Here is a 26443-nt window from a genome sequence, read left to right on the forward strand (position 1 = left end):
GATCAGCTCCAGTTCGGGTCGACGGGCAGGTCGGCATCAGCGGCCGGTGCAGCGGGCTTGCTGTTCGTCACGGTGAGGGTCAGAGTGCCGCCGGCAATGTCGCGGCCGACCTCTCCCGCACGCACTTTGAGGGCGCGGACCAGCGCGGGCAAAGCCTTCCGAAGGGTCTCTTCGGTGACGCTCGCGTGCGTCACCTGCAGCGTGATGACGGCGTCGCCGGCGTCAGTGGCCGTCACTCCGGTGACCTGCACCCACGACTCCCACCGCTGTCCGCCCTCGACGGGCACTGTCGTGGCCCAACCGAGATCACGGGCCACGCGGTCCACGGCGTACCACGCCGGCCCGATCGTGCCGTCTATGCTGGTCACAGCAGCGAGAGCAGAGCCGATCGGAGGCTTCCAGCCGCCCGTCTCCTCCTCGGCCAGGTACAGCAATCGAGCCTGCTCCAGCGTCAGATGCGGCTCGGGGACCGGCACCACCACCGGTGCTGGAGGCGCCGGCAAATCCACGCCGTAACCGCGCCATTCGGCATACGGATCTGGTGCCGCAATCGGGTTCTGAGCAGCCTGCTGCTGGTCGCGCCGCCACTGCTGCTCGGCAATCTGGTAACCGCCCATCGCCTCTTCAGCGGAGTCGCTGCTCTTGAAGCTAGCGGCCATCCAGATCCCGGCCGGGATGGCTACCAGCAGTGCGATTCCGCCGCCGGCCAGGCCCCACGCAAGCATGACCGCCGACGCTGCGAAGAGCGTCGCCGCGTACGACCGCCCCTGCTCATCTTCGGCGACGATCCGTCCCGCTGCGGGGCCTGCCGGGTCACGGCCGGCAGGCGCGGAGTCGCCACCGCCGACACTCAGAATCAGGCCGTAGATGAAGAAGAACGCCGCCGAGAGAAGCTGCCAACGGTCCCAGATCGTGGTGGTGTTGGCGGGGTCGCCGAGTGCGGTGAGTGCGCTCATTTGTCACGTCCTTTGGGGATATTGCCCTTTCGATGCTGCCCAGGCTAGCCTTCGGAATGCGGCCGGTCCGGTGTGGAATGTGGTGCAGGACAGTCAGTTTGGTTGTTTTCGTGTCGCACAGTGGCGCGGGATGGCGCAAGGTGGCGCAGCTTGGCGCGTGGCGTCACGTGACGCAGATCACAGAAATAGGTGGTGTTTGAGCGACTGCGTCGCGCCAATCGCGCCGCAGTCGGCGCGCAGCGGCGCAGTGTGGCGCAATTGTCGCAACCGCGTGAAACCATCACGCACAGAGCGAAAGAGGTCGATATGGCGATAGACGATCGTGCCGGCGCGGCACCAGAACCCGCCGATCGCGCGGAGCGACGAGCCGCCGCCCGGGGCGCGGATCTGCCCCAGCTGCGGTGGCTCAGCACCGCTGACATTGCGGCGCGAACCGGCCAGGGCCACCGCACAATCCAGCGGTGGATTGCCGAAGGGCGGCTGCCCGCGATCCGCCCCGGCGGGCGCAATTATCGGGTTCTGGAGAGCGACCTGAACGCGTTCATCGACGGCAGCCGGGTGACCGTCGGCGGCGCTGCATGAGCACCGACGTAGCTGAAATCCGCAAGGCAGCACGTGAACTGGCAGCCGAGCAGGGCTTCGGTGAGGGCGCTGTCATCGCGGCTGGCGAGGCTGCGCGTCTACGGCTGCTGGGTGAGCCGATGCACCCGGCGCGGCGAGAGCTGTACGCGGCATACGGCACAGCTCGTTGGCTGAATGAGCACTGGTCAGCGATCCTCGAACGTGCCGGAATCGCAGAGGATCCGCGATGAGCGACTACGAGATCCTCTCCTCCCCCGGCGTAGCGCAGGCCGATTCGGAAGCCGTCGGTGAAGCCGTTCAGACGTGGCTCACCGGCCGCGGCTGGACCGGGCCGGCGGTCAGCTACTGCGCTGGATATGCGCGTGCGCGGACCCGCGCAGCGCGCGGTACCGGGTCACGGTTGGCCGTGGTTCTGGAGCTGGCACGGGAGGAACCGACGTACCTTTCCGCAGACAATCAGGAGCATCTGAACGCGCAGGTAAACGACCATCTGACGGAAGTTTCAGCCCCTGCGATAGCTGCGCATCGGGTCCGGATCGCGCAGCTGGCAAGGCGCGCAGCGGTGGAGATGCTGCTGGTGCAGGAGCCGGAAGTGGGAGTGGCGCCGCTGGTTTGGGTGAGTGTCGCGGCGGAGGCGATGACGCTCGGTTGCAGCGCCAGTGAAGTGGCGATCGGGGATCCCGCAGCTGCGGCAGCACGGCGTGAAGTCGCGTGGTTCGTGACCAATCAGGGCGGGTGGAGCGAGGCCGACTACGGCGCGTGGCTGACCGAGGGGAAGCGGTATCGGGAGCTGGTGACGCGGGTGGAAATGATGCTGGTAGTGGAGAAGATCGGAGAAGCGGAATGAGCATGCGCAGGTGGCGGTACACCCTGGCAGTGGCGGTCGCGGCGTCAGTCGCCGGCAACGTGCGATACGCCTGGCTGACTGGGTCGGCCGAACTTGCGGCGGAGGCCGGTGCAGTCGCAGCTGCGGCCCCGCTGTTCCTGTTCTTCGTCACGCACAACCTCGCCGCCGAACCCGCTGGGATTACACGGGGTTGGCGCCAGAAGGCAGCACTGGCAGGAGCGTGGGCGATCACCGCTGCTGCGTTCGCCGCGTCGTACCAGCAGTTGCACGCCTACGTGCAGGTGCTGGGCCTGTCCAGCGCGTCGGCGTGGCTGACACCGTTGATCGTTGACGTCACCATCGCAGTCGCATCGGTGAAGGTGCTGGACCCCGCGTCCGTCGCTCCGGCCAGGGTGGCCACCGGCGACCATGCAGCAGCCACCAGCGACCATGCGGTGGCCGCCTCCCCGGCCGCCCCGGTCGCTGACCCGGCCACTGACCCTCCCGCTGCGGGTCACTCTGGCGCTGGCTTGCACCTGGTCGCCGGCCAGGGCGATCGGCACCTGACCAGCGCCGACCATGCAGCGGCCGGGGTGGACGGCATGCCCGCCGCCAGCCCCGACGCCCACCTGGGACGGGCAGAGGAGCTGGTGGCGGCCGGGGTGGTGAAGGCTCCGGTGCCCGCGGTCGCCACAGCACTGGCCGGGCTGGCCGACGGCGGCAGTCACCGGGCGGTGGCGGCGGCCACCGGGCTGCATCGGACTTCGATCGCTCGGCTGGCGACGGCCGCCGAGGAGGTGATGACGGCCGGGTGACGGCCCAGCGACGACCGGGTGACCGGTCGCTGGTCGGTGAGGGTGACGGCCCCTGACGCTTCTGCGTCGGGGCCGTTGCCGTTGTGGGAAAACATCAGACGCGCCACGCGGACAGAACGATTGACTATGATTTTTCCGGTTCGCGGCGAAATGGGCACGAAACCCGTGCTGACCTGCGGAGACGCTGCGACTGCGACGATCACGCTTGTCTCTGTTTTAGGGATTATGTTGTGTAGCAACCTGATTCACGGCGCGCCTCAGTAGCCGCGACTGTCCGCCTATGGCATGATCTGACCAGAACGACCGGCGAGGCACACGCCGGGTACGCCCCTCAAGGCGTACGGCCACAGCAGCAGGCTCTCAACCGCTGGCCCCGATCCCGCCCGGTGTGCCGGGGCGCTGTGCGATCGGGATTGCTACCAGCACCGAATTTGAGCTGCTGGAGCCTCCCATGACTACCACCTTCCCCACCGCCGTGGCGCCTCTCATCGTGCCGGAAATCGGCGGCGTACCAGTCCAAACCGTTGGCACTATGACCGCTGCTGCGATGGCCGGAGTAAGTGAGCGGACCATTCGCCGCTGGATCGCGGATGGCCTTCTCCCGGCGCGGAAACGCCCCACCGGCAAGCTGGCGATCCGCGTCGCGGACCTCGAAAAAGTGACTTAGAAACACGAAACCCCGGCGGTTCAGGCCGGGGCTCGCTGGAAGAAGAGAAACCAATTCTCGTCCACTGGAAGGACACTCATGACTATACCTGAACTTCACCGCGACCTCGCCGATGCGACTTACTACGCTCGCCTCCGGCGTGTCTGTTCCGGTCGCTCTAAAGGGCGGTGCGTCGACCGACTGCGTGACGCAATCGGCTGTAAACCCGTGCTTCTCGCACCGTGGGAAGTGACCGCTCTGACCGCGATCGATGAAGCCGCAGCCCGTGGCGAGCTGCCGGATCCAACCCTCTACGACCGCCGAACCGCGCGCGTCCTGCGCGAGTGGATCACCGCAGAGGCGGTGTCAGAATGAGCACCGAACACCGGGACCTTCTCGCCCGCATGACGGGCCTCGGCTCGCACCTGGTTGCCCTGGCCAGCACTGCTAAACGTCCCGTCAGCGACGGTTGGCCGCTGGCTCGGGCGCTGTCGGTCGAAGACGCCGAAACACACCTCGACCGCGGCGGGAACGTCGGCGTCAACCTCGCCGCTTCCGCCATGATCTGTCTTGATGCCGAGAATTTTGCCGCCACTGCTGCCGTTACCGGTGCCGGTTTCATCCATACCGTGATTCCGGCGAAGGCCCAGACGGAGCACGCCATCGATCCCGCGAAGGACAAGAGGGGCGGAACCCATACCTGGCTGCGGGTGCCCGACGGGATCGACCCGTGGGAGCTACGTTCCGACCGCACCGGGATCACCCTCCCCAACGGCGGCACGATCGACGTGCTGGCCGGCCACCGACAGGCTGTCGCCCCTCCGTCGCAGCTGGCTGAGGCGCCCGGCTACATGTACCAGCCGGCGCTCGGCGGGCCACTGGATCCCTCCTCCGGCGTTACCGACATCGCCATCGCGCCGATGTGGCTGTTCGACCCGCAGGTACCCGGCTGCCCGCCGGAGCTGGCTCCGCTCAACGGGGTTCTGGCGCCGAAGACGGCCTACGACCAGGTTGAGGCCGACGCCAAGAGCCAGGAACTGACCGACCAGATCGACGAAATCCCTTGGGAAACCTGGATTGCGGGTGACCGGCGGCTGCAGGAGACCGGGCAGCTCGACACCTGCGGCTGCGAGATCTACCACTGGCATACCTCCGAGAACGGCAAGAGCGTCACGCTGCACGACGGCTGCGACAAGGGCTACGGAGCCCACGTTTGGTCCGGCACCATGATCGGCGAACTCGGCCTCAACAACGATCACCTGTCGCGGCTCAACTTCGCCGCTCTGTTGCGAGGAGTGAAGCCGCGCGACGCCGCGGCGTCGGTGGGGATCCAACTCGGCGGGGGCAACGGCGAGGACTTGGCGCCGGTGCGGCCGGAACACTTCGAAGAGTCCGCTCGGGAAGCGCTGCAGCGCGGTGACGAGCGCGCGGCTGCGATGTACCGCAAGGCCGCCGCTGTGCTGCGCGGGCGTATGCCAGCCGACATCGACGCAGGCGAGATTGGGGAGAATTCACGCATCGCTGGCGGTGTGCCGACGCCACCGCAGCGGCCGAGCTTCACGTACGTGAAAGGCGGCGGTGAAGGTGGTGACGCACCCCGGCCGCCGGTGGCGGCAGTACCGCCGATCTTCACGGTCCTGACCTCGGCTCCGGTGGATGACGGCGACGACCCGGCGCCGCCGCCGATGCTGCTCGCAGGCGATCCGGGACCATTCCCGGTCTACGCCCTGCCGCCGGTGCTGCGAGAGCACTGCGCGTGGGTGATGGAGGCCAAAGCGGTTCCGGCCGCCATGGTGGCACCGATGTACCTACCCCTGTTGAGCGCAGCGTGCGGCCGCGCGATCATCGTTCCGCGGACGGGATGGACCGAGTTCGGGCCGATCTGGATCTGCGTTGTCGCGCCGCCGAGCTCGCGTAAATCACCGGTATTGAATGAGGTCAAAGCCCCTCTGCTCTCCGCTCAGCGCATCCTGCGCGACCGCACCGAGCGGGTCAGGATGGCCGCTGAAGCCCGCGCAGAGGCCACCGGCGAATCGCTGGAAGAGGCACGGGCGGAATACTCGAAGGCATGCAAAGAGCATCTTGAGTCGCTGCCGGCAGGGATGATCGCCGTCGCCGAACCGGAGCATATCCAGCAACTGCGTGATCGGATGGAGCAGCTACGTCAACTGGCGAACGCGGCGGCGGCAGAGGTACCGCCGAACGTCAAATTGTCGTTCGATGACGCCACGGACGCTGCGCTTGAGGAGCACCTGAAGCGCACCGGCGGCTACGCGTTCATGCTCGCGCCGGAAGGGTCACGGTGGTTCGATGCGCTTCTCGACCCGCGGAACTCTGCCACCACCAGCGGCGCGTACTTGGACCTATACGACGGCGGCACGAAACGCAGCGAACGGATCGGCCGCGGCGACACCGAGGTAGATAACTGCTATCTACCCATGCTGGTGATCATTCAGCCGGATCCACTGATTGCAGCGCTGAAGCCGGACCGGGATGGGCGCCGGCGGCTGATCGGCGACGGCACGGCGGCGCGGATGGGCATGTCGATCGTGCATTACGTCCAGCCCGACGACTTCGACCACCCCATCCCCGATGGCACCGGGCCGATCAACCGCTACGACGCGGCTGTGGAGAGGGAATTCCTGCGTTCCTACGGCCGCACGGAGCCGCTTCGGTTCGAACTCGACGCTGAGGCCCGGAAAGCGTTCGGCACGATCTATGACCGCATCGAGCGCATAAAGGTTGACGCTAACGCCCTTCGCGATGGCGGCGGGATGGCTGAGGCGTGGGGCAAGGCCGCGGGTCGGGCGTTGCGGATCGCGCGGGTGTTCACGCAGATTCAGATGACCGATGCGGAGCTCGCTACTCCTGGTCCGAAGCTCATCACGGCGGAGACGATCACGAACGCATGGGCGATCGCCGAGTGGCTCTTGGCCAGCGCCGCTCACGGCATGGGCGGAGCCACTCCAGCCAGTCCCGAACAGGTCCACGCGCGCTGCTTGACCTGGCTGCGGAAGCGTCTGGTGAAGGCGGGCGCCGCTGGGGTGGAGTTTCGCAAATTGCACGACAACGCGAGGCACCGGCCGCGGCTGCGGGCAGCGATCGACGAACTCGTCGCCGCTGGTGAGGTCACGGTGTCAGCCGGTCCGATCAGCAGCGCCACCGTCACCGCTACAACGACGCTGCAGCGCAGCGCTTGATCACGGCGTCAGATACCCCCGCTGAGAGCTTCTCGGCAGGGGTATCTGCTTGGGTACTCGTGGGTACATGGGTACAAATGGGTACTTTCATGGGTACATGCGTAATACGGGTTGTTTCCGCAGGTCAGAAGGTGTTTTCACAGCCGATGGGTACATGGGTACATCGATCTCGACGTACCCATGATGGGTACGGGGTGCGTAGAGACACCACAAATCGAACACATGTTCCAATATTCTCTGTTTCGGACCCTCCAGGCAGTGATTTTCAGAAATTCAGCACCGGATGTACCCATGTACCCATTTCAGCATCGCTGCAGGTCAGGGTCAGTCTCTGCAATGTACCCACGAAAGTACCCATTTGTACCCATGTACCCACCCGCCCCGCTGGCCCACCCAGCCGTGATCGCCACAAACGCCCCAGTCGGGACCGACACCCGACGGAACCCGCTGGCAGCAGCGCCTGGGTCAGGCTGCGGATGGTGCGGATGGAAGCTGCGGTGGAACTGAACAGTGACGTCGACGGTCGGTCATGCCTCTTAACCGCCGAAAGCCATGCATCCAAGCTCGTTGATAACCCTTCCGCCTACTTCAGCCAGTACCGCCAGACCCGCGAAAACCACGGCCAGCACCTGCGACCACAGCGCCCGGTCGCACAGCTTCACGCGGTCCTCATTCGATTTGCGGATCGCAAAAAGCTCGCGCGCATTCAGGCGCGCAACCGCATACAAGCTGTCCACCTCATGGTTGCGCCAGTACCTCTCTGTCATGAACTCCGCGATCGTGTCATTCGAGGTAACCGCGACGTGCCAGCGACCCGACTGTGCAAACGCGCCCAGAATCACCGCGGTGACAGCAGCGACAAGGCCAAGGCAGGCAAAGCCCGTGGTCAGCAGATTCACGTCCAACCCGAGGCCCGCGCCGAGAGCGAACGCCGCAAACGAAACACTGACAGTGAGGACCGCCAAGGTCGTCTTCACAATCGTCTCAGCGCGCGCGATCAGGCAGTCCTTCCACCGGTACTCGGTGGAAAGCTGGTCGTTGATGTGGTCGAAATAGACCTGCGGGGCGTCCGTCGCGCGGCTCCTCCCCTCGACATCGTTCGGGTTATTTCCCATCGCCGCGCTTGTCCCGGGTCTCCACTTCACGTTTGCGCTCTTCCATGCGTGTCACGTAGTCGGTTATTCCAAAGTCAATACGGGCCGGAAGCGGCCGCTGATCTGACTGAGTAGTCGATTCAGTGACAGGTGCAGGATCCTCGTTCTTCTCTTTATCGCTGCTCATACCGAACTCTCCTCAGCAGTTGATCCGATGATGACTTTTCCAGAAAATTTCACCTCGCTGCGCATTTCCATTCTGCAAATCGCAAATTTTGCGACTGACGGGACCTGCGCCGTGCTCAGTCAAGCTCCTTCTGCCCGGGTATCCCGCACTCCACCGGCCTCGACTTCGCGAAATCGATAGTGACCGACCGGTGGAGTGCCCACCCGCGCGTCCACCCTCGACCGGGAAGCCTTGGCCAGGTCGCCGTGACTGTCGGCTTCTCCTCCGACGCGTCGTTATGCATGACAACGTGCACGGTGACGGACTCACCAGCTGGGATAGCCGCGACGGTGTTGCTCCACACCGCGTGGCTGGCTTCCACCGGCTGCCCGAGCTGCGGAAGCTCCGCAGAGTCTCCTACCCACACTCGCGGCCGGCAGCGCTCACCGGTCAGCTTGATGTCGTGCGCGGTGCCATCGCCGTGGTTGGTCAGGAGCACCCATTTCAGCGGCTGCCATGTGATGGCAGTGTTGTCTGCCCTGTTCTCGCGCGTCAGCCTCTCCGCATCCTCCACGAGCAACGGTGACGGCGACAGCCGCAGGTCCGGACGCGGCCCCACAATGAACCTGTTCACGAGCACCGTCACAACCGCACCCGCCGCACCAGAGGTCAGGATGGTGGCCCACGTGGGCAACTGAGACATGCCGGGAGCCTATCGACGCGCTGCGACACCCTGGTCGAATCATCTGCGTGTCGCACCGCCCTCGCCGCGCGGCCGAGGCGCTGCTGCATGGCCGACTGCCCGGGCCTGCACCCGACGCCGACGCCTGAGGCCGGCCCGGCCCGGTAGCTGCGCCGGACCCGCTACCGTTGGCGCCCCTCCCCGGCGTTGCCGGAGCCTTTCCGGCCCGACCCTGTCACCCCTTCTCGTTACCCTCCGCGCCGTGACGATGACCATGCCCCCAGCAGTGCAACCCACCGCCACCGCCGCGTTCGGAAGCCGGACATGATCCCGGCGGCATATCCGGGTGAATCCGGCGGATCGCGGGCGATGACAATGCTCACCCATGCGCTGCCGTGGATGTTGGCCGTGGGCCTGGTGCTACGGATCGGTTCGTGGTTCGGCTTGCTGACGTCGATGGACCTAGCCGCCGCCGTGGTGATCCTGGCTTGCAGTTTCGCGACGCTGCTTCATCAGCGGTCATCGCATCTGTGCATGCGGTGCATGGCCGAGGTCCCCACGGACGCGCCGGTGCAAGCGCAGCGCCGCAAGAGATTCCTATGGTTCTCGCACCTGATGACCACCGGCAGCGGGTTGAGATGGTTGTTGGTGCCCGCCGTCGTGATCGGGCTTATCGGCAGCCACGTCGGAAGCCCGGCGATACAGCATCTGGCCCGGATTCCACTGGACGCCATCCTCTTCGCCACGCTGTACAGCACCTGGTTGCACCACCGGCTGCGTCCGTGGTGTCCGTACTGCCGCGGCTGGGACGAAGGGGGCGATTCTGAACCGTCGCCGGACCCTTGGGAATTCAAGACGAGAACCGGGTAGCGGTGCGCTTCGCCGCCGTGCCTCTGTCGTACCCCGCTGTAATTATTCGCCCGTGTTGTTGCCCATCGCCCGCAGCGCCTACGCGCACGACGTCGACCTATGGGTCGCCGGCGGCGATCAGACGGCGTTCACGTCAGCGTTGGCCATGCACGAGACCGATTCGTGGGCTGGTCGGCACACGGGTGACGTCGACGAATCCGTGGCAACCTTCGACGAGCAGGAGTGGTGGATCGCCCGCCTTCTCGCCCGCCAGGGGCACAACGTGATCGCTCTTCCGACGCGGCACCTCGCCGGTCTGCGCTCACCCGACGCCGCTGTCAGCGGTCTGCTGACCGAGTTCAAGACCTACACCGGCGCGAACCCGCGGCAACTCCTGTCCCGGGTGTCGAAGGCATGGCCGCAGGCCGATCGCGTGGTGGTCGGTGTCGACGCAGCTTGGGATCTGCCGCTGATGCGTAGCGTGTTTCATGCGGCCATCAAGTCGGCCCGACACCGCGGAATGCGCGCCGTGATGTTCATCGGCGACGGTTTCCAGCTCGAATGGGGCGACTGGAACGGGCGCCTCCTGTCGTCCGCTGCGGCTGAGCTGAGCATCCCCGCTGCGGCGGAAGGTGCTGGCTACAGCGGACCCGACGCCGCGCGGTGCCTGGGGCAGGCTGCGGGTGGCAGCTAAGGCAAGTCGATTCGCTGCGTCCAAGCTTCACCGCTGTGGTCGGATGTTGGGTGCCAATTCACCGTCACCGAACGGTCCGCCGTCTGCATGGCTACGAACAGGCCCAGCCTTACGGTCTGGTTCCCGTCGACCACGTCAAAGCTGTTGTCTCCCCCACCTCCCGGGATGAACACGTCGCGGGGCCGGACTGTGGGCTCGCCGGTAACGACCACCGCATATTTGCGAGTGTTGGTGAGGTTGGTCAGCCGGAAATCCATCGCATTACCGACGCGGTCGATCCGCCACGGGCTCCGCTCCTGCGCCTCAGCTGCGTCTTGAAGGAGCACGTTGTGCGCCTCCTGCGCAGTTGCCAACCGCTCAGCAGCATCAGCTGACCGACCCGCCGCGGCGGCCGCGTCCTCAGCGGCCTTGGTGGCTCGGGATTCAGCTGCCTGCGCAGCAGCCTTCGCGGTCTCCGAGCGACGAGACGAACGCCACGACTGGACTCCGAAAAATGCGGCTACGAGAACCGCCAGCCAAGCCGGGACGACGTCGCCCCAATGCTGCGACAGCCAGTCGAGGAATGAATGAACCCAGCACGGCACGAACAGCAGGCTAACTGCCGACGGTCCTTCCGCCGCGGCTTTCGCGATGGTGTCGCCGCATGGGCCACGGCTAAAGCCGCCTACCCTCTCCCGCCGAGCTTTGCATCGAGGAAAGCGAAGATCGTTCGCGCGGCGTTGATCGCCAGGCCCGCCTCGGGTTCGTCGAGCAAATCCTCGTTCGGATGTGCGACGCTCGCGTTGTTTCGGATCGGGTTGAGGGAGTCGAGGACGGTGGCCATCGCCCCGAGCACTCGTGAGATGTCCTCGGCACGCGGTCCGCTTGCCTCTAGAGCGGGGTGATTCTGCCGCAGCAGCTTGAGCGCCCTGGTCAACGTTGTCTCGCGGTCGACATCGGTACCCTTTGCCTGGCACAGGGCCAGCACGTGACCGTGCAATGCGGTGTGGATCCGATCAACCGCACTCGTCGCGCCGTTGCTACGGATCAGTTGGTCGGCGTCAGCGAGTGCACGCGCAACGACGTCTCTGGTGTGCGCGGGGACGTCCAAAGCGACCGCCGGCGCACTCTCTAGTCGGGCGATCCACCCTTCAAGTTCCGGGCGGAGCTCGGAGCGGCTCGGGTGGTCAGGGTCGTCACCGAATCGCTCGGTCAGACCTCGCAGAATCTTCGCCTGGTCCCGCGCCGACCGCGTCGACAGGATTTCGATAAAGCGCTCCCGTGTTGTCCCGACATACGTTTCCGGATCGACGTCAAGGTCGCAATACTCGGGGTAGAACTCCGCATGCGTCCGATAGGTGAAATCGCCCAGGTAGCCACCGCTCACGCCGATGAAGCGATTGACGACCTTCATCACCTCCTGCTGCGTGAGGCTCACCCCGGCTCGCCTGAGGACTGCGAATCTGAACCTCCGTCACCGTCTTCCGACTCCTCCTCAGCGGCAGGAGGGTCTCCGATCGGCTCCGCCGCATCCCACCATTCCTCCACGATCGCGCGGACCTGATCGGCGACCTGACCCGAGAGCGGCGCCAGGGTCGTGGGCTTCCGTCCTACCCCGTTCAGTGAGCAGCCGAGGGTGTAGACATTGGTCTCCCCGACGATGTACCGGTCATGCAACAGCTTGGGATCGGCGACCCGCATCTGGATGTTGAGGTCGGGCGAAGCCAGGCACACTCGCCACGCGACTAGGTCGCCTTCCTTCGCCGGTCGCCGCATGATCACGCGGCTTGTTCTCGTGAACTGAGCTAGGACAAGCAAGTGGTCCAGCTTCAGATACGGGTCGACGATCATGCATTCACCCACCTCCGCGATGGTGCCGACCAGGCTCCCCCATGCCAGCGGGTCATCGCCGCCCAGGACGGTGATCTCCGCCGTGGTGGTGAGGTCTGCATCTGCGCGCAGCAATGCGCTGCCCAACTCAGTTAGCAGCAGACCAGCGCCAGTAGCCGAGCACTTGACCCAGCGGAACCGCAGCATCTGCTCGACTAGTGTCTCGTCCGGTTCCCGTTCCTCGATCACGCGCGCTTCGCCCGACCAGGGACTGACCAAGCCGGCGATCTGCTTCATCAATGGACTCATAGCATCGGCAATCTGGCGACGGGCCATCTCGGTCATCGCCTCGCTCAGTTCGAATTTCATCGTCCCAGCGATCGCATTGGCGACCTCTGAGGAGAACGGCAGCGACGGCTTTTCTACGCGGCGCCTCGTCACCTTGCCTGGCTTGAGGTCAGGTCGTTGAACCCACTCGCTCACCTCATCGCGCGTCGGCGAATAGCCGCCGTGGTTGGCCGCTTGTACGAACGTCAGAAGCCTCCGCTGGGCCTCGGTGAGGACGGTCATGCGACGGAGCCTATCGACGGTGCGCGACACATTTCCGCTACAGCCGATGAGCAATCGCGGCGTCGTAGCCCGCAGGTACGGTGCGGCTGAGGACGCGGCCGCGGTGCGGGCAGATCAACTGTCGCATTCCGTCTGACTCGGAAGGTGGACGAGCGCCGCGACGTTGGCCTTTGGTATGTGAAGACCGTGGCTGCCACGCTGCACCGCCCCCTGAAGCTGGATCGTTGTCCCGTCACGCATCCACTGTGTGACCTCTGCTATCGGGGTCGCCGTCACAGCTTCGATGCGGCAGATTCGACCTCCGCGGACAGTGCGGATGGCGAATGCGGTCGTGCGCTCTTCTGGTTCGTGGGACAGGCGAACCACCGGACCGGTGAACACCTCCACCCGTGGCACCTTGCCCGAGCGGAGCTCCACGCTGGCCCGACGAATCTTGTCTTTCGCTTCGGACGGGATCACAACTGTTTCTCGGACGTCCCGCGGCGCCGGCTGCGCCTGCGCCCACCGAAATGTAGTGTCCAGCCGAGAAACCGAGCTGTGGTCGAGTACCCGTGCTACGGCATCGACGAACTCGGCTGTCACCCCCTGCGATACCAGCCGCAAGAGTGCGTCGCCCTTCGGCAGCCGCTCCTGCTCAACGATTTCTTCATGCACTGCAGCCATTGCTTGCGCGAATGTCCGCGTCATGCGGCGCTCCAACGACTCGACTGTCGCTGCACTCTCCCAACCCGAGATGGGATCTTGACCTGCATCCGCCTTAGCCTTCTCATCTTCGGTCGGTTCGGCGTCTCCCACGCGCACCTCGACCGGGATGATGTACGACCCCTTGATCGTGTGCCCCATCCGCACGGTGTCCGCAACCCGATCGCCGATGACGGAGTATCCGCCCTTGATCACCGGGCGCAGCCGCAACGCCGCGGAAGCGGCTGAACGGAACATCAGGCGGGCCGACTCCGTCATGGTGGCACCAGCGTTAAGCGGGATCGTGTCTACGATGATCTCGTCGTTCGCAGCTCGCATGTAGGTGACGTCAATGCTCCAAAACTGGAGTTCCCTGCGGATGTCGAGGGCCTCACGCCCGTGCGCATCGGCGAGCCGGCTGACGAGGCCGTCTTGCGCTTGCTCGTCGACGTCAAGATTCCGGACAACTCCGACCTCGCGGCCCCGCGCCTTGTTCAGCCACAACCACCCGCCACGCCCTTCCGACACCTGATGCCAGCCGTTGGCGGCCAACCAGGCGTTCGTGTCATCAAGGCGCACAATGCCGTTTTCGCTCATGCTGCACCTCCCGCGAAGACATCGTTCAAGTGGGTCTCCCAGGTCGTAAGCGTCGACGCTTGGAAGCGTTGATTCTTCGGCAGGACGATGGATTTGGTGTGCGCTTTCGGGTCGAACCTCTCCCAGTACGCATGAGTCCGGTGCACCGTCTGCCCGTCACCCTGCTCGATCCACTCATCTTGTCCCGGGGGTACGACAACCAGCATCACGTAGACCGGAACCATCTTCGCTGACCAGCTGTCGACCCAGTGCTGTTTAAGCGGAATCCGGTAATCCCCCTTGCGCGTCCCCTTCGGGGAAGACGTGCACTTCAGCTGGACTAGCACCGAGGCGGCAGTCAGATCCACGGTCGTGTCGACAGCCCAGCAGTCCTCGTCTTGTCGGCCCTCCTGCAGCGTATGCCCCGACTGCGAGCAGATCGCCGAGAGGTACGCCTGGCTGTAGCGGGATTTCGCGCCGTCCAGGCCGAGTCCCAGCCGGCTCATTCGGATCGCCCCGGCAGCGCCGCAGTGGTCACCACAGGCTGTCCATCTCGGCGGCGACCTTTTGTCTCTTCGCCTCGATGTACGGCTTATACATGGTCGGCAACTTCGGGCGTCTGCCCTGCATCAGATCCTTGATCGTTACGTGTTGCAGCACAGGAAAAACCTCACCGTTGGCCGGATGTTTCCAGACACCGCCGTGGTTGATCGCGTCCGTGACACCCTTCGTGGGCGGAGCCAGCGTGATGAAGATTCCGAGTTGCGCGCCCTGCGCTTTCACGGTCCCAGCTAGGTCCCGGACCATGCCCGGGTTGATCGTCTTACCTCCTTTGACGGACACCAGGACCTTTCCGACTTCACCGCGGCCGAGGATGAACCGACCGACGCCGTCGACACCCTTGTCACCGACCTGCTTCTGGTTGGGCTGCGCGGCAACTAGTGACACGGCCCATCGCTCGAACTCGAAGGCGTCTTTGGTGAACATGGCGTGCGCAGCGGCGTAGTCCTGTGGGATTCCAGCAGTGACGAACGTCTGGGTGATGTCGTTGCCGTAGGTGTGCTGCAGCCGCTTGATGATCAGGTCCACCGAGATGTAGGTGATGTCGATACCAATCCATCGCCGACCGAGCTTCTGCGCCGCGTCGATCGTGGTGCCGCAGCCGCAGAACGGGTCGAGCACCACACCCTCTTCGGGACACGAAGACTTGAGGATTCGCTCCAGCAGACCCATCGGCTTCTGTGTGGGGTAGCCGAGCCGCTCCGGCGATGTCGGGCCGAGGTAAGCCACGTCGGAGTCGATGCTGTCGGCGGTGCCGGCGAGAACACCGGAGGTTCCGGGTTGATAGGCCCAGATGTCGCCCATCGGCGAGCCGCCTTCATCGTCGAGATAGCGCACCGGTTCAGGCCAGGCGCGGCCGGGAATGATCTCAATCAAGCCCTTCTGGTAAGCGGCTTCGAGCTTGTCCAAAACACCAAGCTGCTGTTCGTCGTCGGAGAGTTGCTCGTCGACGTAGCCCGGGATCGCCCAATGCCGGTTCTTCGACGTAGGGTCCACGCCACGCCATGGCATCCCCGACTCGCCTTCGCGGATGCCGGACCCGGTGAGGATGTTGCCGCCGGAGGTGAACTTCCACTGCCCGTCGGGTTGCTGGGTATACCGGGACTTGACGTGCTCCACGGTGTACGGCGTTTTCTGGGGGTTGAAGTAGAAGCCAGCCGTGCCTTGAGCCTTCGTGTAGAACAGGATCACGTCGTGGATCGGACCAAACTTGCGGCCAGGTGAATGCGCTCCCGTGCGACGCCAGATGATCTCGTTCTTGAACGACCGAACATCGAAAATTCCGTCGAGCAGAACCTTCAGGTAGTGGCTCATGGTCGGGTCGCAGTGCAAGTACAGCGAGCCGGTCGGTTTCAGCACACGGTGTAGCTCCACCAGCCGGGGCGCCATGTTCACCAGATACGCCATCGCGTCGTTTTCACCCAGCATCGTGCGGAAAGCGGTAAGTACATCGGCGACACTGCCGGCCGCCGTGGTGACAAATGCGTTGAACTCTGTCTCCGTGTCCGGGGTCCAATGCCACGTGTCCTCGAACGCCTCGATCTGCGCCGCGGCGTCGACCTCTCCGTGCTTGTTGAAGATCACCGAGTAATTGCGGTTCGAATTGAACGGCGGGTCCAGGTATACGAGGTCTACCGACTCGTCTGCGACGTACTTGCGCAGGACGTGGAGGTTGTCGCCGAAGTACAGCTGGTTCTTGTCCGCGTCTCCTGAGGCCACTCAAGCAGGGTAGACATGACCCGCGACGGTCCCCTGGCAACTCGCCGTCTTACCCGCCACACCACCAGTCCCCGCGGCTTCCGTTTCTAAGGGCCGGTTTCAGTAGGCGGCATCGACGCACGGCGACGCGTCGGCGTCGGCGTCATCCGCTGTAGTAAGTGGGCGGCATCGGGCATCGACCCGTTCAGCAGCTTCCCTACTCGCCCCGCCACCTCACCGCCCCGCCGCCCGGTTCACCGCGGAGACGACCGCCCGCAGCGACGCGGTGGTGATCGACGGTGCGATCCCCACGCCCCACACGGTCCGCTCGCCCACGGACGCCTCCACGTACGCCGCGGCCTGGGCTTCCTCGCCGGCACTCATCGCGTGCTCGGAGTAGTCCAGCACATGAACATGTACACCGACCTGGCACAGGGCATCGACGAACGCGGCCAGCGGGCCGTTGCCGGCCCCGGTGATCTCGGTCTCCACGCCGTCGACCTTCACCACGGCCTCGATGCGGTCGGCGCCGTCGTCGGTCTCGGCGGCCAGCAGCTTCTGGTGCATGCGCTCCAGCGGACGGATCGGGTTCAGGTACTCGTCGGCGAAGGCGTCCCACATCTCCTTCGGCGTGACCTCGCCGCCCTCCCCGTCGGTCAGCTGCTGGATCACACGGGAGAATTCGATCTGCAGCCGGCGCGGCAGCACCAGGCCGTGGTCGGTCTTCATCACATACGCCACGCCGCCCTTGCCGGACTGCGAGTTGACCCGGATCACCGCTTCGTAGGTACGGCCCACGTCGCGGGGGTCGATCGGCAGGTAGGGCACCTGCCAGAGCATGTCGTCGACGTCGGAGTCGGCGGCGTCGGCGTCGACCTTCATCTGGTCCAGGCCCTTGTTGATGGCGTCCTGGTGGCTTCCGGAGAACGCGGTGTAGACCAGGTCGCCGCCGTAGGGGTGACGCTCGGGCACGTTCAGCTGGTTGCAGTACTCGACGGTGCGGCGGATCTCGTCGATGTTGGAGAAGTCGATCTGCGGATCCACGCCACGCGAGAACAGGTTCAGCCCCAGCGTCACCAGGCAGACGTTGCCGGTGCGCTCGCCGTTGCCGAACAGGCAGCCCTCGATCCGGTCCGCCCCGGCCGCATAGCCCAGCTCCGCGGCGGCCACCGCGGTCCCGCGGTCGTTGTGCGGGTGCAGGCTCAGGATCACCGAGTCGCGACGCTTCAGGTTGCGGCTCATCCACTCGATCGAGTCGGCGTAGACGTTCGGTGTCGCCATCTCCACCGTCGCCGGCAGGTTGAAGATGATCGGGTTGTCCGGCGTCGGCTCGATGACATCGCCCACCGCGTCGCACACCGCCTTGGCGTAGGCCAGTTCGGTTCCGGTGTAGGACTCCGGCGAATACTGGTAACGCCAGCGGGTGCCGGGGTGCTTTGCCGCCTCGGACAGGCACTTTCGAGCTGCGTTGACGGCGATCTCCTGCACGGCGTCCTTGTCCGCGCGGAACACCACCCGGCGCTGCAGCACCGACGTCGAGCTGTAGAAGTGCACGATCACGCTCTTCGCGCCGGCGCACGCCTCGAAGGTGCGCTCGATCAGCGCATCCCGGCACTGCGTCATCACCTGCAGCGTCACGTCATCCGGCACCGCACCCTCGGTGATGATCTCGCGGACGAAGTCGAAGTCGGTCTGGCTCGCGGCGGGGAAGCCGACCTCGATCTCCTTGTAGCCCATCGCCACCAGCAGGTCGAACATCCGCCGCTTGCGGGCCGGACCCATGGGGTCGATCAGCGCCTGATTGCCGTCGCGCAGATCCACCGCACACCACAGCGGAGCGCGGTCGATGACACGGTCAGGCCAGGTGCGGTCGGGCAGCGTGATGTTCTCGACCTCGTCGGCGAAGCTGCGGTACCGGTGGACCGGCATTGCCGAGCCGCGCTGCGGGTTCCAGGTGGGCTGGCCGGGGTTGGGAGGCCCCGCGGGTGTGGTGATGGTGCGGGTGGACGTGAAGGCGTCCGAGGAAACGGAATCCGAGGTGGAAGAGAAAGTGGTCATGATGCGTGCTCCGGGTCTGTAAAAGGAATTCAGACCGGCGCGTCGTCGAAACCCGCGACGGGAAGCCGGTCCTGGTCAGACCCCGTCGCGGCGTTCGAGAAGGAGCACCCGCTGCATGGCGGCCACAGTAGCTCCCCTGTCGGCTCCCTGGCGCAGAATCGAACCGTGACCCCCACCCCCGCCCTCGTCGACACCATCCGAAACCTGGTCGCCGACGCCGCCTCCCCCGCCGAGCTGGCGGATTTCGACGCGGAGCTGTCCGCCGCCGGCACCGATATGCAAGCGGTGCTGGCCCGGTGGGCGGGCAGAGCGGCACTGCTGGCGGATCCGCTGACGCCGGCCGAGAAGGAGCAGCTGGAACGGTTCCGGCGGACCGGCGACGTCCGGGGGTTTTTGACCCGTGACGGTGACGGGCTGTGGATCCGGCTGTGACGGTAAGCGGCGGTAGCGTCGGCGGCATGCGCCGCGACCCAGCCGAGAGGACATCCACCGCTCCTACCTTCTCCACGCTGGCCACGATCGCCACCGGTGGTCGCATCGCCAGGTACCTCGCGATCACCTCGACGGACGTGCTGATCGACGCGGTGCGCGACGCCGACGCTGCGGGCCAGCCGATGCTGATCCTGGGCGGCGGCTCGAACCTGGTTGTCGCCGATGACGGGTTCGCCGGCACGGTCATCCATGTGCGCACCCGCGGTGTCGACGTCGACGGTGACCTGGTCACCGTGGAGGCCGGCGAGGAATGGGACGAGTTCGTGGCGGCCATGCTCGCCGCCGGCCGCGGGGGGCTTGTGCCGCTGTCCGGCATTCCCGGCACGGTCGGCGCCACCCCGATCCAGAACGTCGGCGCCTACGGGGCCACCACTGCGCAGTTCTTGACCGCGGTCACCGTTTACGACCGCGATGAGCGGCGCGTGCGCACGATCGTCGCTGCTGATTGCGCGTTCGGCAACCGCACCTCAATCTTCAAGCGCAACAGCCGCTTCGTCGTACTGCAGGTGACGTTCCGGCTCCCGGCCACCGACACCGTCACGGTGGCGTACGAAGGTCTGGCACAACAGCTGGATGTCGCGGTCGACACCGTGGTGCCGGCGGCCACCGTGCGCGAGGCGGTGCTGGATCTGCGGCGGTCTAAAGGGATGGTCATCGACCCGACGGATCCCGATACCCGCAGTGTCGGCTCCTTCTTCGTCAATCCGGTGCTGCCGGAGGTTCCCGCCGCCGCGGCCGGCGTCCCGGCCTACCCGGATGCGGCCGGGGTGAAACTGTCCGCGGCGTGGTTGATCGAGCAGGCCGGGTTCGCTCGCGGCTATGGTGCGGACTTCGGTTCCGGCCGGGTCCGGTTGTCCGGCAAACACACCCTGGCGATCACCAACCGCGCAGACGCCACCACCGCGGAGGTCATGGCCTTCGCCAGCCACATCCGCGACGGTGTGTGGGAGCGGTTCGGGGTGGAACTGCGGCCGGAGTGCGACTTCGTCGGGTGCGCACTGGAGCGGACACAGCTGCCGGTCGCCGCCGACCTCCGGAACGCTCTCGCTGTCACTCCCCCGGCGTAGCGTCGCAGCCATGACCACGCCGTTCACCGCTGAGGAACTGGTCACCGTGCACCGCCGCGCCGTCGAGCAGCTGGCCCGCACCGATCAGCGGCGGGCAGCGGCTGCGGCCGCTGAGGCAGGCAAGTCGCCGGCGCAGATCGCCGAGCAGCTCGGCGTCGACGAGCCGGCTGTCGAGCGCCTGCTGCGCGACGCGGCGTTCCTCGGCGTCGAGGTGACGCCGGAGGAGATGATCACCCGCGTGTGGCTCACCGGCTCACCGCGGGAGCAGCTGATCCAGGCGCTGATCGAGTTCCCGCACACGGCCGACGAGTTCGCACCGTACCCATTCGACGGGATGAAGCGGGGCAGTTGGTCCGACGTGGAGTACGGCTACCGCCTCGGCCGATTGACCGAATCCGAGTTCAACCGGATCAAGGCCGCCGTCGATCCGCCTCGACCGGACGACTCCTACCTCGTGCACCTCGTCCTCGACGGCGCCGCGAAGCGTCTGACGGCCGCGCTGACCCGCCGTGACGGACCGGATGCGGCAGCTGCCGTCTGCACGATCCGCGACCGGGTCCGCACTGCCAGCCAGACCAGCATCGCCGCGCAGAAGGCGCTGACGAAAGAACTGGCGGCGGAGCTGGCAGCGGAACGTCCGCCGCCACCGATCCGCCGGTTCTTGAACCGGCTCGACGTGTTGGCTGAAGCGGTTCGCGAAGGCCGCGAGAAGCTGAAACTGTCGCAGGCCCAGCTGGCACACAAAGCAGGTGTCGAGCAGCAGTTCGTCGCCGACGTGGAGGCGGGCCGACGCTGCGCGGCGACGGAACTGGAGCAGCTGCTTGACGTGCTGGAGACACTGGGGATCCACGCGACGGCGCTGCCGGCGCCGCGGGTGACGCGGACATTCGCGGACGTTGACCTGGACGACTACCTGCGCCGGCACAGGTGACCGCCCCACCGCCGAAGGACTCACCGTGAACCTGCTCCGCCACCGTCACGCCCGCCGGCTGACCGCTTGGGTGGCGGAAGCTCTGCAGCAGACGCCGCTGCCGGCCGGTGTGACGGTGCAGGTCAGGGGCCGTCACATCGCGGTGGTCGACGCTGCTGGCGCGACGGCTGTGGGTGGCTTCGTCTACACCCGCGGCGACGTCGAGACGCTGCTCACGATCGCCCGCGACGCGCTGGCTCACCGGCCGCGGACGGTGCGGGACGTGGAACTGCCGCCGACCCTTTAATCCGCCCGCGCGGGGCGCGGCTGCACCTGGCCCCGCTCAATCTGCTGATCTGCGATCTGCAGCAGCGCCAGCAGCTCGGGGGTCGGCTCCACCACGGGCACATCTGCGGTCACAGCCTCACGGGCCGCTGGTCATCGGGACCGGGGTGAATAGATGACCTTGAAGCATCTGGACGCGTCGACTTCGAAATCAGCCGATGCGTCAGGTGGAGTGCCGATCTTGACGATGGACGGCACGGTGGCGGGCGGAGCCACTGAAGGACCGTGCATCTGAATCTCTTTGTCCGACCGTGGATCCAGAGCGGCCAGGTGCTTCCGCTCCCACTCCTGCCGGTCAATGGCGGCAAGGGCACGCTGGCGAGCGGCAGCCATCTCCTCTGGGCTACCGTAGCAATGCGGCCCTTCGCGCAGCAGCTCGCTTTCGGTGTAGTCGCCAGCAGTCGGCTGAGGCGGCTTTTGAAAAGTCAGCCACAGCCCGATCACTACCCAGCCGATGACCAACGCGATTACGACCGCCCATAGTTCTCGTTCGAGCAAGTTGATCTTGGAACGCAGTTTGGCGACTTCAGTTTCGGCATTGTCATCGCGGTTCATCTAAACCCCTGTGCGTGAGAAGCGAGCGACACCGTGTCGCCTGTCAATCGCCATGGTGGCGCAACCTCCCCGCAGAGGCTGGCGGCAACACTCCAGGTGCCCGGGTATCTGCCCGGTTTGGTCAGAAATGGGTTGAATTCGATTCGCTGACAGCTCCCGCCGCCGCCCAGTCGAGCTCCGCAGTCGCGGCTGCGACCACCGCGCCGTGCGGGTCCAGTTCCAGGAACAGAACGCCGGTCCGCCCGCCGCCGTCGACCGCCATCACCGAACACCGGCCGCCGCCGCGGAGCGCTGCCGCCGCGGACGGGGTTGCGTCATCCAGCACGGTGAACACGCTGCCGCCGAACCTGATCCGGCTGCCTACCAGCCCCGCGGACGGGGCGGCCGGCGCCGACCGCAGCGGTGTGAGCCCGACGAACCAGCCGGCGCTGAACCCCATCACGGCGGCGACCCCGAGGCACGCCATGGCGATGAAGGCGACGGTGCTGTTGCCGGTGAAGTGGGAGATCCCGGCGGCGATCCCGCCAGCCCCGGCGATCACGGCGGCTTTCTCGGCACGGGTCAGCTCGGCGGCTTCGGTGGATTCGGTGGTGGTCATGAGTTTCCTTTCTTCGCAGCTTGGTAGTTGTAGACCGTCGCTCGTGACACCCCGAACTCGGCGGCCAACGCCGTCGCCGCCTCACCACCGGCCAACCGCCGCGCGACTTCAGCGGCTTGGTCGTCGGATAGTGCTGGCTTGCGGCCCTTGTAGACGCCCTTCGCCTTCGCGATCGCGATGCCCTCGCGCTGGCGCTCCAGGATCATCGACCGCTCAAATTCCGCCACCGCGCCGAGCATCGACAGCAGCAGCGTGCTCATCGGCGAGTCGTCTCCGGCGAACGTCAAGTTCTCCTTGGCGAACTGGACCCGGACACCGCGACCGGTGAGCTCGCGGACGATGCGGCGGAGATCTTCCAGATTGCGGGCAAGCCTGTCCATCGAGTGCACGACGAGGGTGTCGCCGTCGCGCACGTATTCGAGGGCGGCGGCGAGCTGCGGCCGATTGGTGTCTTTGCCACTGGCCTTATCGGTGAACACTTTGTCGAGCGCTAAGCCGTCGAGCTGACGCTCGGTGTTCTGGTCGAGGGTGGAAACGCGGACGTAGCCGACGGTCTGCCCGTTGCCCATCGCCACTCTCCTCTAACTAGGATCTTAGAAGATGATAGACACTCGTCTAACAATGCGTCAACCACCCTTGTTAGACAACATCACCCCAGGTCGCGCGTCTGCCACATCCGTCTAACACGGGTACACCCGTGCTAGACAGTCAAAGCGAGTCCGGTCGTGGCCCCCGACCCAGATCAGACTTGCCGCCGTGCACTTGATCGCCTACCCTCCCAATCAGTAGCTAGGGATGAAATAGTTCCCCGAGCGCTAATTCGAGAACCCCGCACCTGAAGAGGTGCGGGGTTCTACGCTTTCCGCGGCCAGTCAAGCTGAGATACTGACGTCCATGCTGCTCGCCTACATCGATGAGATCGGGGAGACAGGAGCGTTCGTCTCCCACGATCATCCGAGGTTCAGGACGAGTCCTGCATTTGGCTATGCCGGCTTTGTCATCCCTGCCGCTAACGCACGTCGTTTCGGTGCGGCCTTCACCGCGAACAAGCGGACTATGTTCAAGACCGAGATCGGCGACAGCGACCCATCGTGTTTCGAGCGAAAAGGCGCGGAAATCTTTCGGCCCGGGACATTGAAGCAGTTCCCTCACCAGGTTCGAGTGTTCAACAGCCTCGTTTCGCAGCTGCGCAGTCTTGATGGCGCACTGTTCTACTACGCAGATGAGAAGCCGCTCGGGACACCGAAACAGACCAATCTCGATACCGATGCGCGTGAGACAGCGGCGATGCGAGAAGCGCTGAATCGGCTCGCCCGGCATGCGCAGCGCAAGAGCGATACGAACATCCTCGTGATGATCGATCAGATCAACGAGAAGACCCGCATCGAGCGCCTGCAGCAGATGTACGGGCACATACTCGGCCGCGCATCCGACTATCAAGAGATGAAGTTGATCGTCGAACCACCGATGCACGTCGACAGCAAGCTGAGCGGCAACATCCAGTTCGCGGACTGGGTAGCGGCCTGCGTGACGCGGGCGATCGACTACCAGCTGATCGCCGCCTCGCGATATCTCTGGATCACCGACGACTCCGCCCTGAGCTCACTGCGGGGAGCCTTTACCTATGAGTCGAAGCTCCGCTTCTGGCACCGATCACTTGAGGACTTGCACCGCTCAGAGATCTTCAAGCGCCACCGGCCGGTGCACCCAGCTGCGAACGGACACCTCCTCGGCGAAGGACATTTCGACTATTTCCGTCGGATCAAAGCCGCTGCGGAGCGCGCACGGCGGCGATAGCCGCACGCACTTGATCCCCGCCGTCAGCTATTCACGGCTCCGCAGCCCGGCACCACGTGATCATCGCTGATGCTGTGCAGGTACCAGGTGTTGTCGACGTTGACCAGGCCGAGGGTGGCTTCTGATGCTCCCGGGGCACGCTGGGTGTCGGCGATGTTTTCGTACCACCAGTGGGTGTAGGTGTAGCAGACATTGAGCACGGCAGCGTGGTCGTGCGCTGACTGGACCTGCGCGTGGGCGACGGTCATCCCGTCGTTGCCGTGGGTGGTGCGAGCCTGCGGGTCGTACTCCCCCTGCCGGCCTAGTTGCCGTGCTGCGCTGCGGAGATCGGTGTAGGCAGCGCCGGTGTCCCCGGACCGGAGATTGGGGTCGATAACGGCGCGAAACTGCTCGGCGCCGGGACTCGATTGGGAGGGCTGCAGGTTGTACAAACTCACGGCCGGCCAGATGTCGTTGGTCAGACGGTTGATGATCTGTTGCTCGTTCACGCTGGGATCTGCTTTCGCTGGTTCGTTGGGAGAACTGCACGCCAAGACGGCGACGAAAGGAATGGCGAGCGCCACTGCAAGTCTCATGATGGCAACCTCAGGATGTTCGTATTTCCACGTCCAGTGCCGACCGAACCCACGCTTACCGGTGCACCTGACTCGGGAGCATGGATCATAAAGCCGTTGCCGACGTAGATGCCGGTGTGATGAGTTCCTGTTCCCGGGTATTCGCCCGATCCCCCGAAGACAAGTACGTCGCCGGCCTGCGCTTGAGCGGCGGCTTGACCGCTGCTCAGACCACCCCCGCCGTCCGGGTGGATGAAGGTTGAGTTGGTATCGATCGCGTTGGTGCCCATGCCCGTGTCGAAGCCGGCGCCCTGCTGCACCGAGTAGCGGACCAGGCCGCCGCAGTCGTAGCCAATGCGGTTCGTATCTCCGTATGCGTCAGCGTCGCCGCCGTCGGGAACACCGCGTGTGGGGCCGTCGACCGACTGGTTGCCGCCCCAGGCGTAGGTGGTGTTCTGCTGGCTCGCCGCGTGAGCCAGGGCGTCGATCGCCGGATCACCAGTCGGTGTGCGCGGGTCCGGCAGCGGGTCGCCCGGGTTGAAGTTCGCCAGTCGATCACGCCACTCCTGCGCCGATAATCCGGACAGCAGCGGTGAGGGGTGCAGGTTGTCGGCGAGATGGCGGCTCACGTCGGGCGAGGCGTTGTCACGCGTTCCGACAGTCGGCGAGGGAACTTGACCGTTCTTGGCCGGCAGCGGAAGCTGATCCGCCGGGGTCTCCTTGCCCTGCCCCTCGTCTTTCGGCATCGGCGGGCCGTAGATCGGGCGGCCGTCGGGGGTGAGTTTGGTGTCACCGACCACGGCGCGGATCGCGGTGGCCAGGTCGCGGTCGGTCTGGTCGGCCTCGCTCATGAGCTTCGTCAGCCGGCGCTGCAGGGCGTCGAAGGCGTCGCGGTTGCGTTCGGTGACCTGCCCGCTGAGTTGCCCGGTCGGGCTGATCGACCAGTTGTTGCTGGCCGCCGCAGATTTGATGGCGCCCCACTCGCTCTTGCACGCCGCGACCTCAGCTCGCGCGTAGGAGAACGCGTTGGCGATCGCGGTCGCCTCGACCTGCTGGTCGGTGATGTCGACGCGGTGCTTGCCGAGCTCTTGGCGGAAGGCGTCGCCGCCCTTGCCTTCCCAGTCTTTGAGCCCGTTGCCCGCCGCATCCAGTGTCGCGCCGAAGTCAGCTTTGCGCGCGGAGCGTTCCGTGGCGATCTCGAACACCGTGTCCAGGGTTCCCAGATTCCATTTCTCGATGCCGTCGGTGGTGATCGTCATCGGCTATTGCGCGCTGGGCGCCCGGGGAACCAGCACGGTGAATCGGTGGGCGTGCTGCTCTTCCATCTCCATGTAGAGCCGGCCGCCCTCGGACATCGCCGCGGAGAACGCGCTGATCCGCCCATGCAGCCGCGCGTCGGTCGTCTCCCAGTGCGCACCGAGCTCAGCTAGGGCTTCCGCGGAGCTCCCGGCCCAAGCCGCGACGCATTCGCCGACGTAGCCGGCGTGACGAGCGGCGAAGGTGCGCGACACCTCGGTGGCGTTGGCCACGTGGGTGGCGTGGCTGTCCAGCAGCGCCGGGCGAACCGCGAGTTTCGCGGGATCGATCGGGACTGAAGCCATGCCCAGAAAGTTAACAGCGCTTCTCGGCTGCCGCTAGTCACCTGCGGTCGACGAATCGGCA

The 26443-nt window shown here is 65.6% G+C and carries 32 protein-coding genes; 14 read left to right on the forward strand and 18 right to left on the reverse strand.

Going from position 1 to position 26443, the window contains the following annotated elements:
- Positions 1 to 2: 2 nt before the first annotated feature.
- Together MJO54_RS13535 and MJO54_RS13540 are read right to left on the reverse strand one after the other, a co-directional pair.
- The gene (locus MJO54_RS13535) at positions 3 to 956 is read right to left on the reverse strand and encodes a hypothetical protein (protein WP_240175034.1); all 954 of its coding nucleotides are present in this window, start codon (positions 954 to 956) and stop codon (positions 3 to 5) included.
- Between the two features lie 177 nt (positions 957 to 1133).
- Positions 1134 to 1403, reverse strand: coding sequence for a hypothetical protein (locus MJO54_RS13540; protein WP_259602742.1), 270 nt, complete (start codon positions 1401 to 1403; stop codon positions 1134 to 1136).
- 6 nt (positions 1404 to 1409) lie between these two features.
- Between MJO54_RS13540 and MJO54_RS23765 the strand changes: the two genes are divergently transcribed.
- The 7 genes from MJO54_RS23765 to MJO54_RS13570 all read left to right on the forward strand — a co-directional run bounded on the left by MJO54_RS23765 (position 1410) and on the right by MJO54_RS13570 (position 7025).
- The gene (locus MJO54_RS23765; RefSeq protein WP_350355702.1) at positions 1410 to 1538 is read left to right on the forward strand and encodes a helix-turn-helix domain-containing protein; all 129 of its coding nucleotides are present in this window, start codon (positions 1410 to 1412) and stop codon (positions 1536 to 1538) included.
- Positions 1535 to 1768, forward strand: a complete 234-nt coding sequence (locus MJO54_RS13545) for a hypothetical protein (RefSeq protein WP_240175036.1) — start codon at positions 1535 to 1537, stop codon at positions 1766 to 1768. Before MJO54_RS23765 ends, MJO54_RS13545 begins: the two co-directional genes overlap by 4 nt.
- Positions 1765 to 2385 carry a hypothetical protein gene (locus MJO54_RS13550; RefSeq protein WP_240175037.1) on the forward strand — a complete coding sequence of 207 codons (621 nt, stop codon included), beginning with the start codon at positions 1765 to 1767 and terminating at the stop codon, positions 2383 to 2385. The genes MJO54_RS13545 and MJO54_RS13550 overlap by 4 nt, the downstream gene beginning before the upstream one ends.
- The gene (locus tag MJO54_RS13555; protein ID WP_240175038.1) at positions 2382 to 3179 is read left to right on the forward strand and encodes a DUF2637 domain-containing protein; all 798 of its coding nucleotides are present in this window, start codon (positions 2382 to 2384) and stop codon (positions 3177 to 3179) included. Before MJO54_RS13550 ends, MJO54_RS13555 begins: the two co-directional genes overlap by 4 nt.
- 451 nt (positions 3180 to 3630) lie before the next feature.
- Complete coding sequence (locus tag MJO54_RS13560; protein WP_240175039.1) at positions 3631 to 3846, forward strand: helix-turn-helix domain-containing protein; 216 nt, start codon at positions 3631 to 3633, stop codon at positions 3844 to 3846.
- 207 nt (positions 3847 to 4053) lie between these two features.
- Positions 4054 to 4200 carry a hypothetical protein gene (locus tag MJO54_RS13565; protein ID WP_259602743.1) on the forward strand — a complete coding sequence of 49 codons (147 nt, stop codon included), beginning with the start codon at positions 4054 to 4056 and terminating at the stop codon, positions 4198 to 4200.
- Positions 4197 to 7025, forward strand: a complete 2829-nt coding sequence (locus tag MJO54_RS13570; RefSeq protein WP_240175040.1) for a DUF3987 domain-containing protein — start codon at positions 4197 to 4199, stop codon at positions 7023 to 7025. Before MJO54_RS13565 ends, MJO54_RS13570 begins: the two co-directional genes overlap by 4 nt.
- A 536-nt stretch (positions 7026 to 7561) precedes the next feature.
- Here MJO54_RS13570 and MJO54_RS13575 read toward each other — a convergent pair.
- The 3 genes from MJO54_RS13575 to MJO54_RS13585 all read right to left on the reverse strand — a co-directional run bounded on the left by MJO54_RS13575 (position 7562) and on the right by MJO54_RS13585 (position 8988).
- A complete protein-coding gene (locus MJO54_RS13575; RefSeq protein WP_240175041.1) occupies positions 7562 to 8140 on the reverse strand; it encodes a hypothetical protein in 579 nt (192 codons plus the stop codon).
- The gene (locus MJO54_RS13580; RefSeq protein WP_240175042.1) at positions 8130 to 8306 is read right to left on the reverse strand and encodes a hypothetical protein; all 177 of its coding nucleotides are present in this window, start codon (positions 8304 to 8306) and stop codon (positions 8130 to 8132) included. Before MJO54_RS13580 ends, MJO54_RS13575 begins: the two co-directional genes overlap by 11 nt.
- 115 nt (positions 8307 to 8421) lie before the next feature.
- Complete coding sequence (locus tag MJO54_RS13585) at positions 8422 to 8988, reverse strand: hypothetical protein (protein WP_240175043.1); 567 nt, start codon at positions 8986 to 8988, stop codon at positions 8422 to 8424.
- Positions 8989 to 9291: 303 nt separating this feature from the next.
- Here MJO54_RS13585 and MJO54_RS13590 point away from each other — a divergent pair, with 303 nt between their 5' ends.
- Positions 9292 to 9837 (forward strand): hypothetical protein, encoded by a 546-nt coding sequence (locus tag MJO54_RS13590; protein ID WP_240175044.1) that lies wholly within the window; start codon positions 9292 to 9294, stop codon positions 9835 to 9837.
- 52 nt (positions 9838 to 9889) lie between these two features.
- Positions 9890 to 10510: a hypothetical protein gene (locus MJO54_RS13595; RefSeq protein ID WP_240175045.1), complete on the forward strand. Its 621-nt coding sequence runs from the start codon at positions 9890 to 9892 to the stop codon at positions 10508 to 10510.
- On the opposite strand, the gene MJO54_RS13600 is transcribed toward MJO54_RS13595, so the two are convergent.
- From MJO54_RS13600 to leuA, 7 genes are all read right to left on the reverse strand, one after another.
- Entirely contained in the window at positions 10507 to 11094 is a 588-nt protein-coding gene (locus MJO54_RS13600; RefSeq protein WP_240175046.1) for a hypothetical protein, read from the reverse strand. The genes MJO54_RS13595 and MJO54_RS13600 overlap by 4 nt on opposite strands.
- Before the next feature lie 80 nt (positions 11095 to 11174).
- Entirely contained in the window at positions 11175 to 11927 is a 753-nt protein-coding gene (locus MJO54_RS13605) for an abortive infection family protein (protein ID WP_240175047.1), read from the reverse strand.
- On the reverse strand, positions 11924 to 12889 hold the full coding sequence (locus MJO54_RS13610; protein WP_240175048.1) for a hypothetical protein: 966 nt from the start codon (positions 12887 to 12889) through the stop codon (positions 11924 to 11926). The genes MJO54_RS13605 and MJO54_RS13610 overlap by 4 nt, the downstream gene beginning before the upstream one ends.
- Before the next feature lie 114 nt (positions 12890 to 13003).
- Positions 13004 to 14167: a hypothetical protein gene (locus tag MJO54_RS13615; protein WP_240175049.1), complete on the reverse strand. Its 1164-nt coding sequence runs from the start codon at positions 14165 to 14167 to the stop codon at positions 13004 to 13006.
- The gene (locus MJO54_RS13620) at positions 14164 to 14652 is read right to left on the reverse strand and encodes a DUF4365 domain-containing protein (protein ID WP_240175050.1); all 489 of its coding nucleotides are present in this window, start codon (positions 14650 to 14652) and stop codon (positions 14164 to 14166) included. Before MJO54_RS13620 ends, MJO54_RS13615 begins: the two co-directional genes overlap by 4 nt.
- A gap of 28 nt (positions 14653 to 14680) precedes the next feature.
- Positions 14681 to 16426 (reverse strand): DNA methyltransferase, encoded by a 1746-nt coding sequence (locus MJO54_RS13625; RefSeq protein WP_240175051.1) that lies wholly within the window; start codon positions 16424 to 16426, stop codon positions 14681 to 14683.
- A 213-nt stretch (positions 16427 to 16639) separates the two neighbouring features.
- Positions 16640 to 18463 (reverse strand): 2-isopropylmalate synthase, encoded by a 1824-nt coding sequence (gene leuA / locus MJO54_RS13630; RefSeq protein ID WP_240175052.1) that lies wholly within the window; start codon positions 18461 to 18463, stop codon positions 16640 to 16642.
- Positions 18464 to 18628: 165 nt separating this feature from the next.
- Here leuA and MJO54_RS13635 point away from each other — a divergent pair, with 165 nt between their 5' ends.
- From MJO54_RS13635 to MJO54_RS13650, 4 genes are read left to right on the forward strand one after another with little or no spacing between them, the layout of a single operon-like run.
- On the forward strand, positions 18629 to 18895 hold the full coding sequence (locus MJO54_RS13635) for a hypothetical protein (protein WP_240175053.1): 267 nt from the start codon (positions 18629 to 18631) through the stop codon (positions 18893 to 18895).
- Between the two features lie 26 nt (positions 18896 to 18921).
- Positions 18922 to 20022 carry a UDP-N-acetylmuramate dehydrogenase gene (locus MJO54_RS13640; protein ID WP_240175054.1) on the forward strand — a complete coding sequence of 367 codons (1101 nt, stop codon included), beginning with the start codon at positions 18922 to 18924 and terminating at the stop codon, positions 20020 to 20022.
- Positions 20023 to 20032: 10 nt separating this feature from the next.
- Complete coding sequence (locus MJO54_RS13645) at positions 20033 to 20953, forward strand: helix-turn-helix domain-containing protein (RefSeq protein WP_240175055.1); 921 nt, start codon at positions 20033 to 20035, stop codon at positions 20951 to 20953.
- A 25-nt stretch (positions 20954 to 20978) separates the two neighbouring features.
- Complete coding sequence (locus tag MJO54_RS13650; RefSeq protein WP_240175056.1) at positions 20979 to 21239, forward strand: hypothetical protein; 261 nt, start codon at positions 20979 to 20981, stop codon at positions 21237 to 21239.
- A 131-nt stretch (positions 21240 to 21370) separates the two neighbouring features.
- Here the strand turns inward: MJO54_RS13650 and MJO54_RS13655 are convergent, their stop codons facing one another.
- The 3 genes from MJO54_RS13655 to MJO54_RS13665 all read right to left on the reverse strand — a co-directional run bounded on the left by MJO54_RS13655 (position 21371) and on the right by MJO54_RS13665 (position 22999).
- Complete coding sequence (locus MJO54_RS13655; RefSeq protein WP_240175057.1) at positions 21371 to 21832, reverse strand: hypothetical protein; 462 nt, start codon at positions 21830 to 21832, stop codon at positions 21371 to 21373.
- A gap of 121 nt (positions 21833 to 21953) precedes the next feature.
- A complete protein-coding gene (locus MJO54_RS13660; RefSeq protein WP_240175058.1) occupies positions 21954 to 22430 on the reverse strand; it encodes a hypothetical protein in 477 nt (158 codons plus the stop codon).
- Entirely contained in the window at positions 22427 to 22999 is a 573-nt protein-coding gene (locus tag MJO54_RS13665) for a recombinase family protein (protein WP_240175059.1), read from the reverse strand. The genes MJO54_RS13660 and MJO54_RS13665 overlap by 4 nt, the downstream gene beginning before the upstream one ends.
- A gap of 325 nt (positions 23000 to 23324) precedes the next feature.
- On the opposite strand from MJO54_RS13665, the gene MJO54_RS13670 reads away from it, so the two are divergent.
- Positions 23325 to 24227 carry a DUF3800 domain-containing protein gene (locus MJO54_RS13670; RefSeq protein ID WP_240175060.1) on the forward strand — a complete coding sequence of 301 codons (903 nt, stop codon included), beginning with the start codon at positions 23325 to 23327 and terminating at the stop codon, positions 24225 to 24227.
- 23 nt (positions 24228 to 24250) lie between these two features.
- Here MJO54_RS13670 and MJO54_RS13675 read toward each other — a convergent pair whose 3' ends face one another.
- The 3 genes from MJO54_RS13675 to MJO54_RS13685 form a co-directional block, all read right to left on the reverse strand.
- Complete coding sequence (locus MJO54_RS13675; protein WP_240175061.1) at positions 24251 to 24715, reverse strand: hypothetical protein; 465 nt, start codon at positions 24713 to 24715, stop codon at positions 24251 to 24253.
- Positions 24716 to 24798: 83 nt separating this feature from the next.
- Positions 24799 to 26040 carry a C40 family peptidase gene (locus MJO54_RS13680; protein ID WP_240175062.1) on the reverse strand — a complete coding sequence of 414 codons (1242 nt, stop codon included), beginning with the start codon at positions 26038 to 26040 and terminating at the stop codon, positions 24799 to 24801.
- Positions 26041 to 26043: 3 nt separating this feature from the next.
- Positions 26044 to 26382 carry a WXG100 family type VII secretion target gene (locus MJO54_RS13685; RefSeq protein WP_240175063.1) on the reverse strand — a complete coding sequence of 113 codons (339 nt, stop codon included), beginning with the start codon at positions 26380 to 26382 and terminating at the stop codon, positions 26044 to 26046.
- Between the last annotated feature and the right edge of the window lie 61 nt (positions 26383 to 26443).

It is taken from the genome of Mycolicibacter virginiensis (genome assembly GCF_022374935.2).
In the GTDB taxonomy this organism is placed as follows: Bacteria; Actinomycetota; Actinomycetes; order Mycobacteriales; family Mycobacteriaceae; genus Mycobacterium; species Mycobacterium virginiense.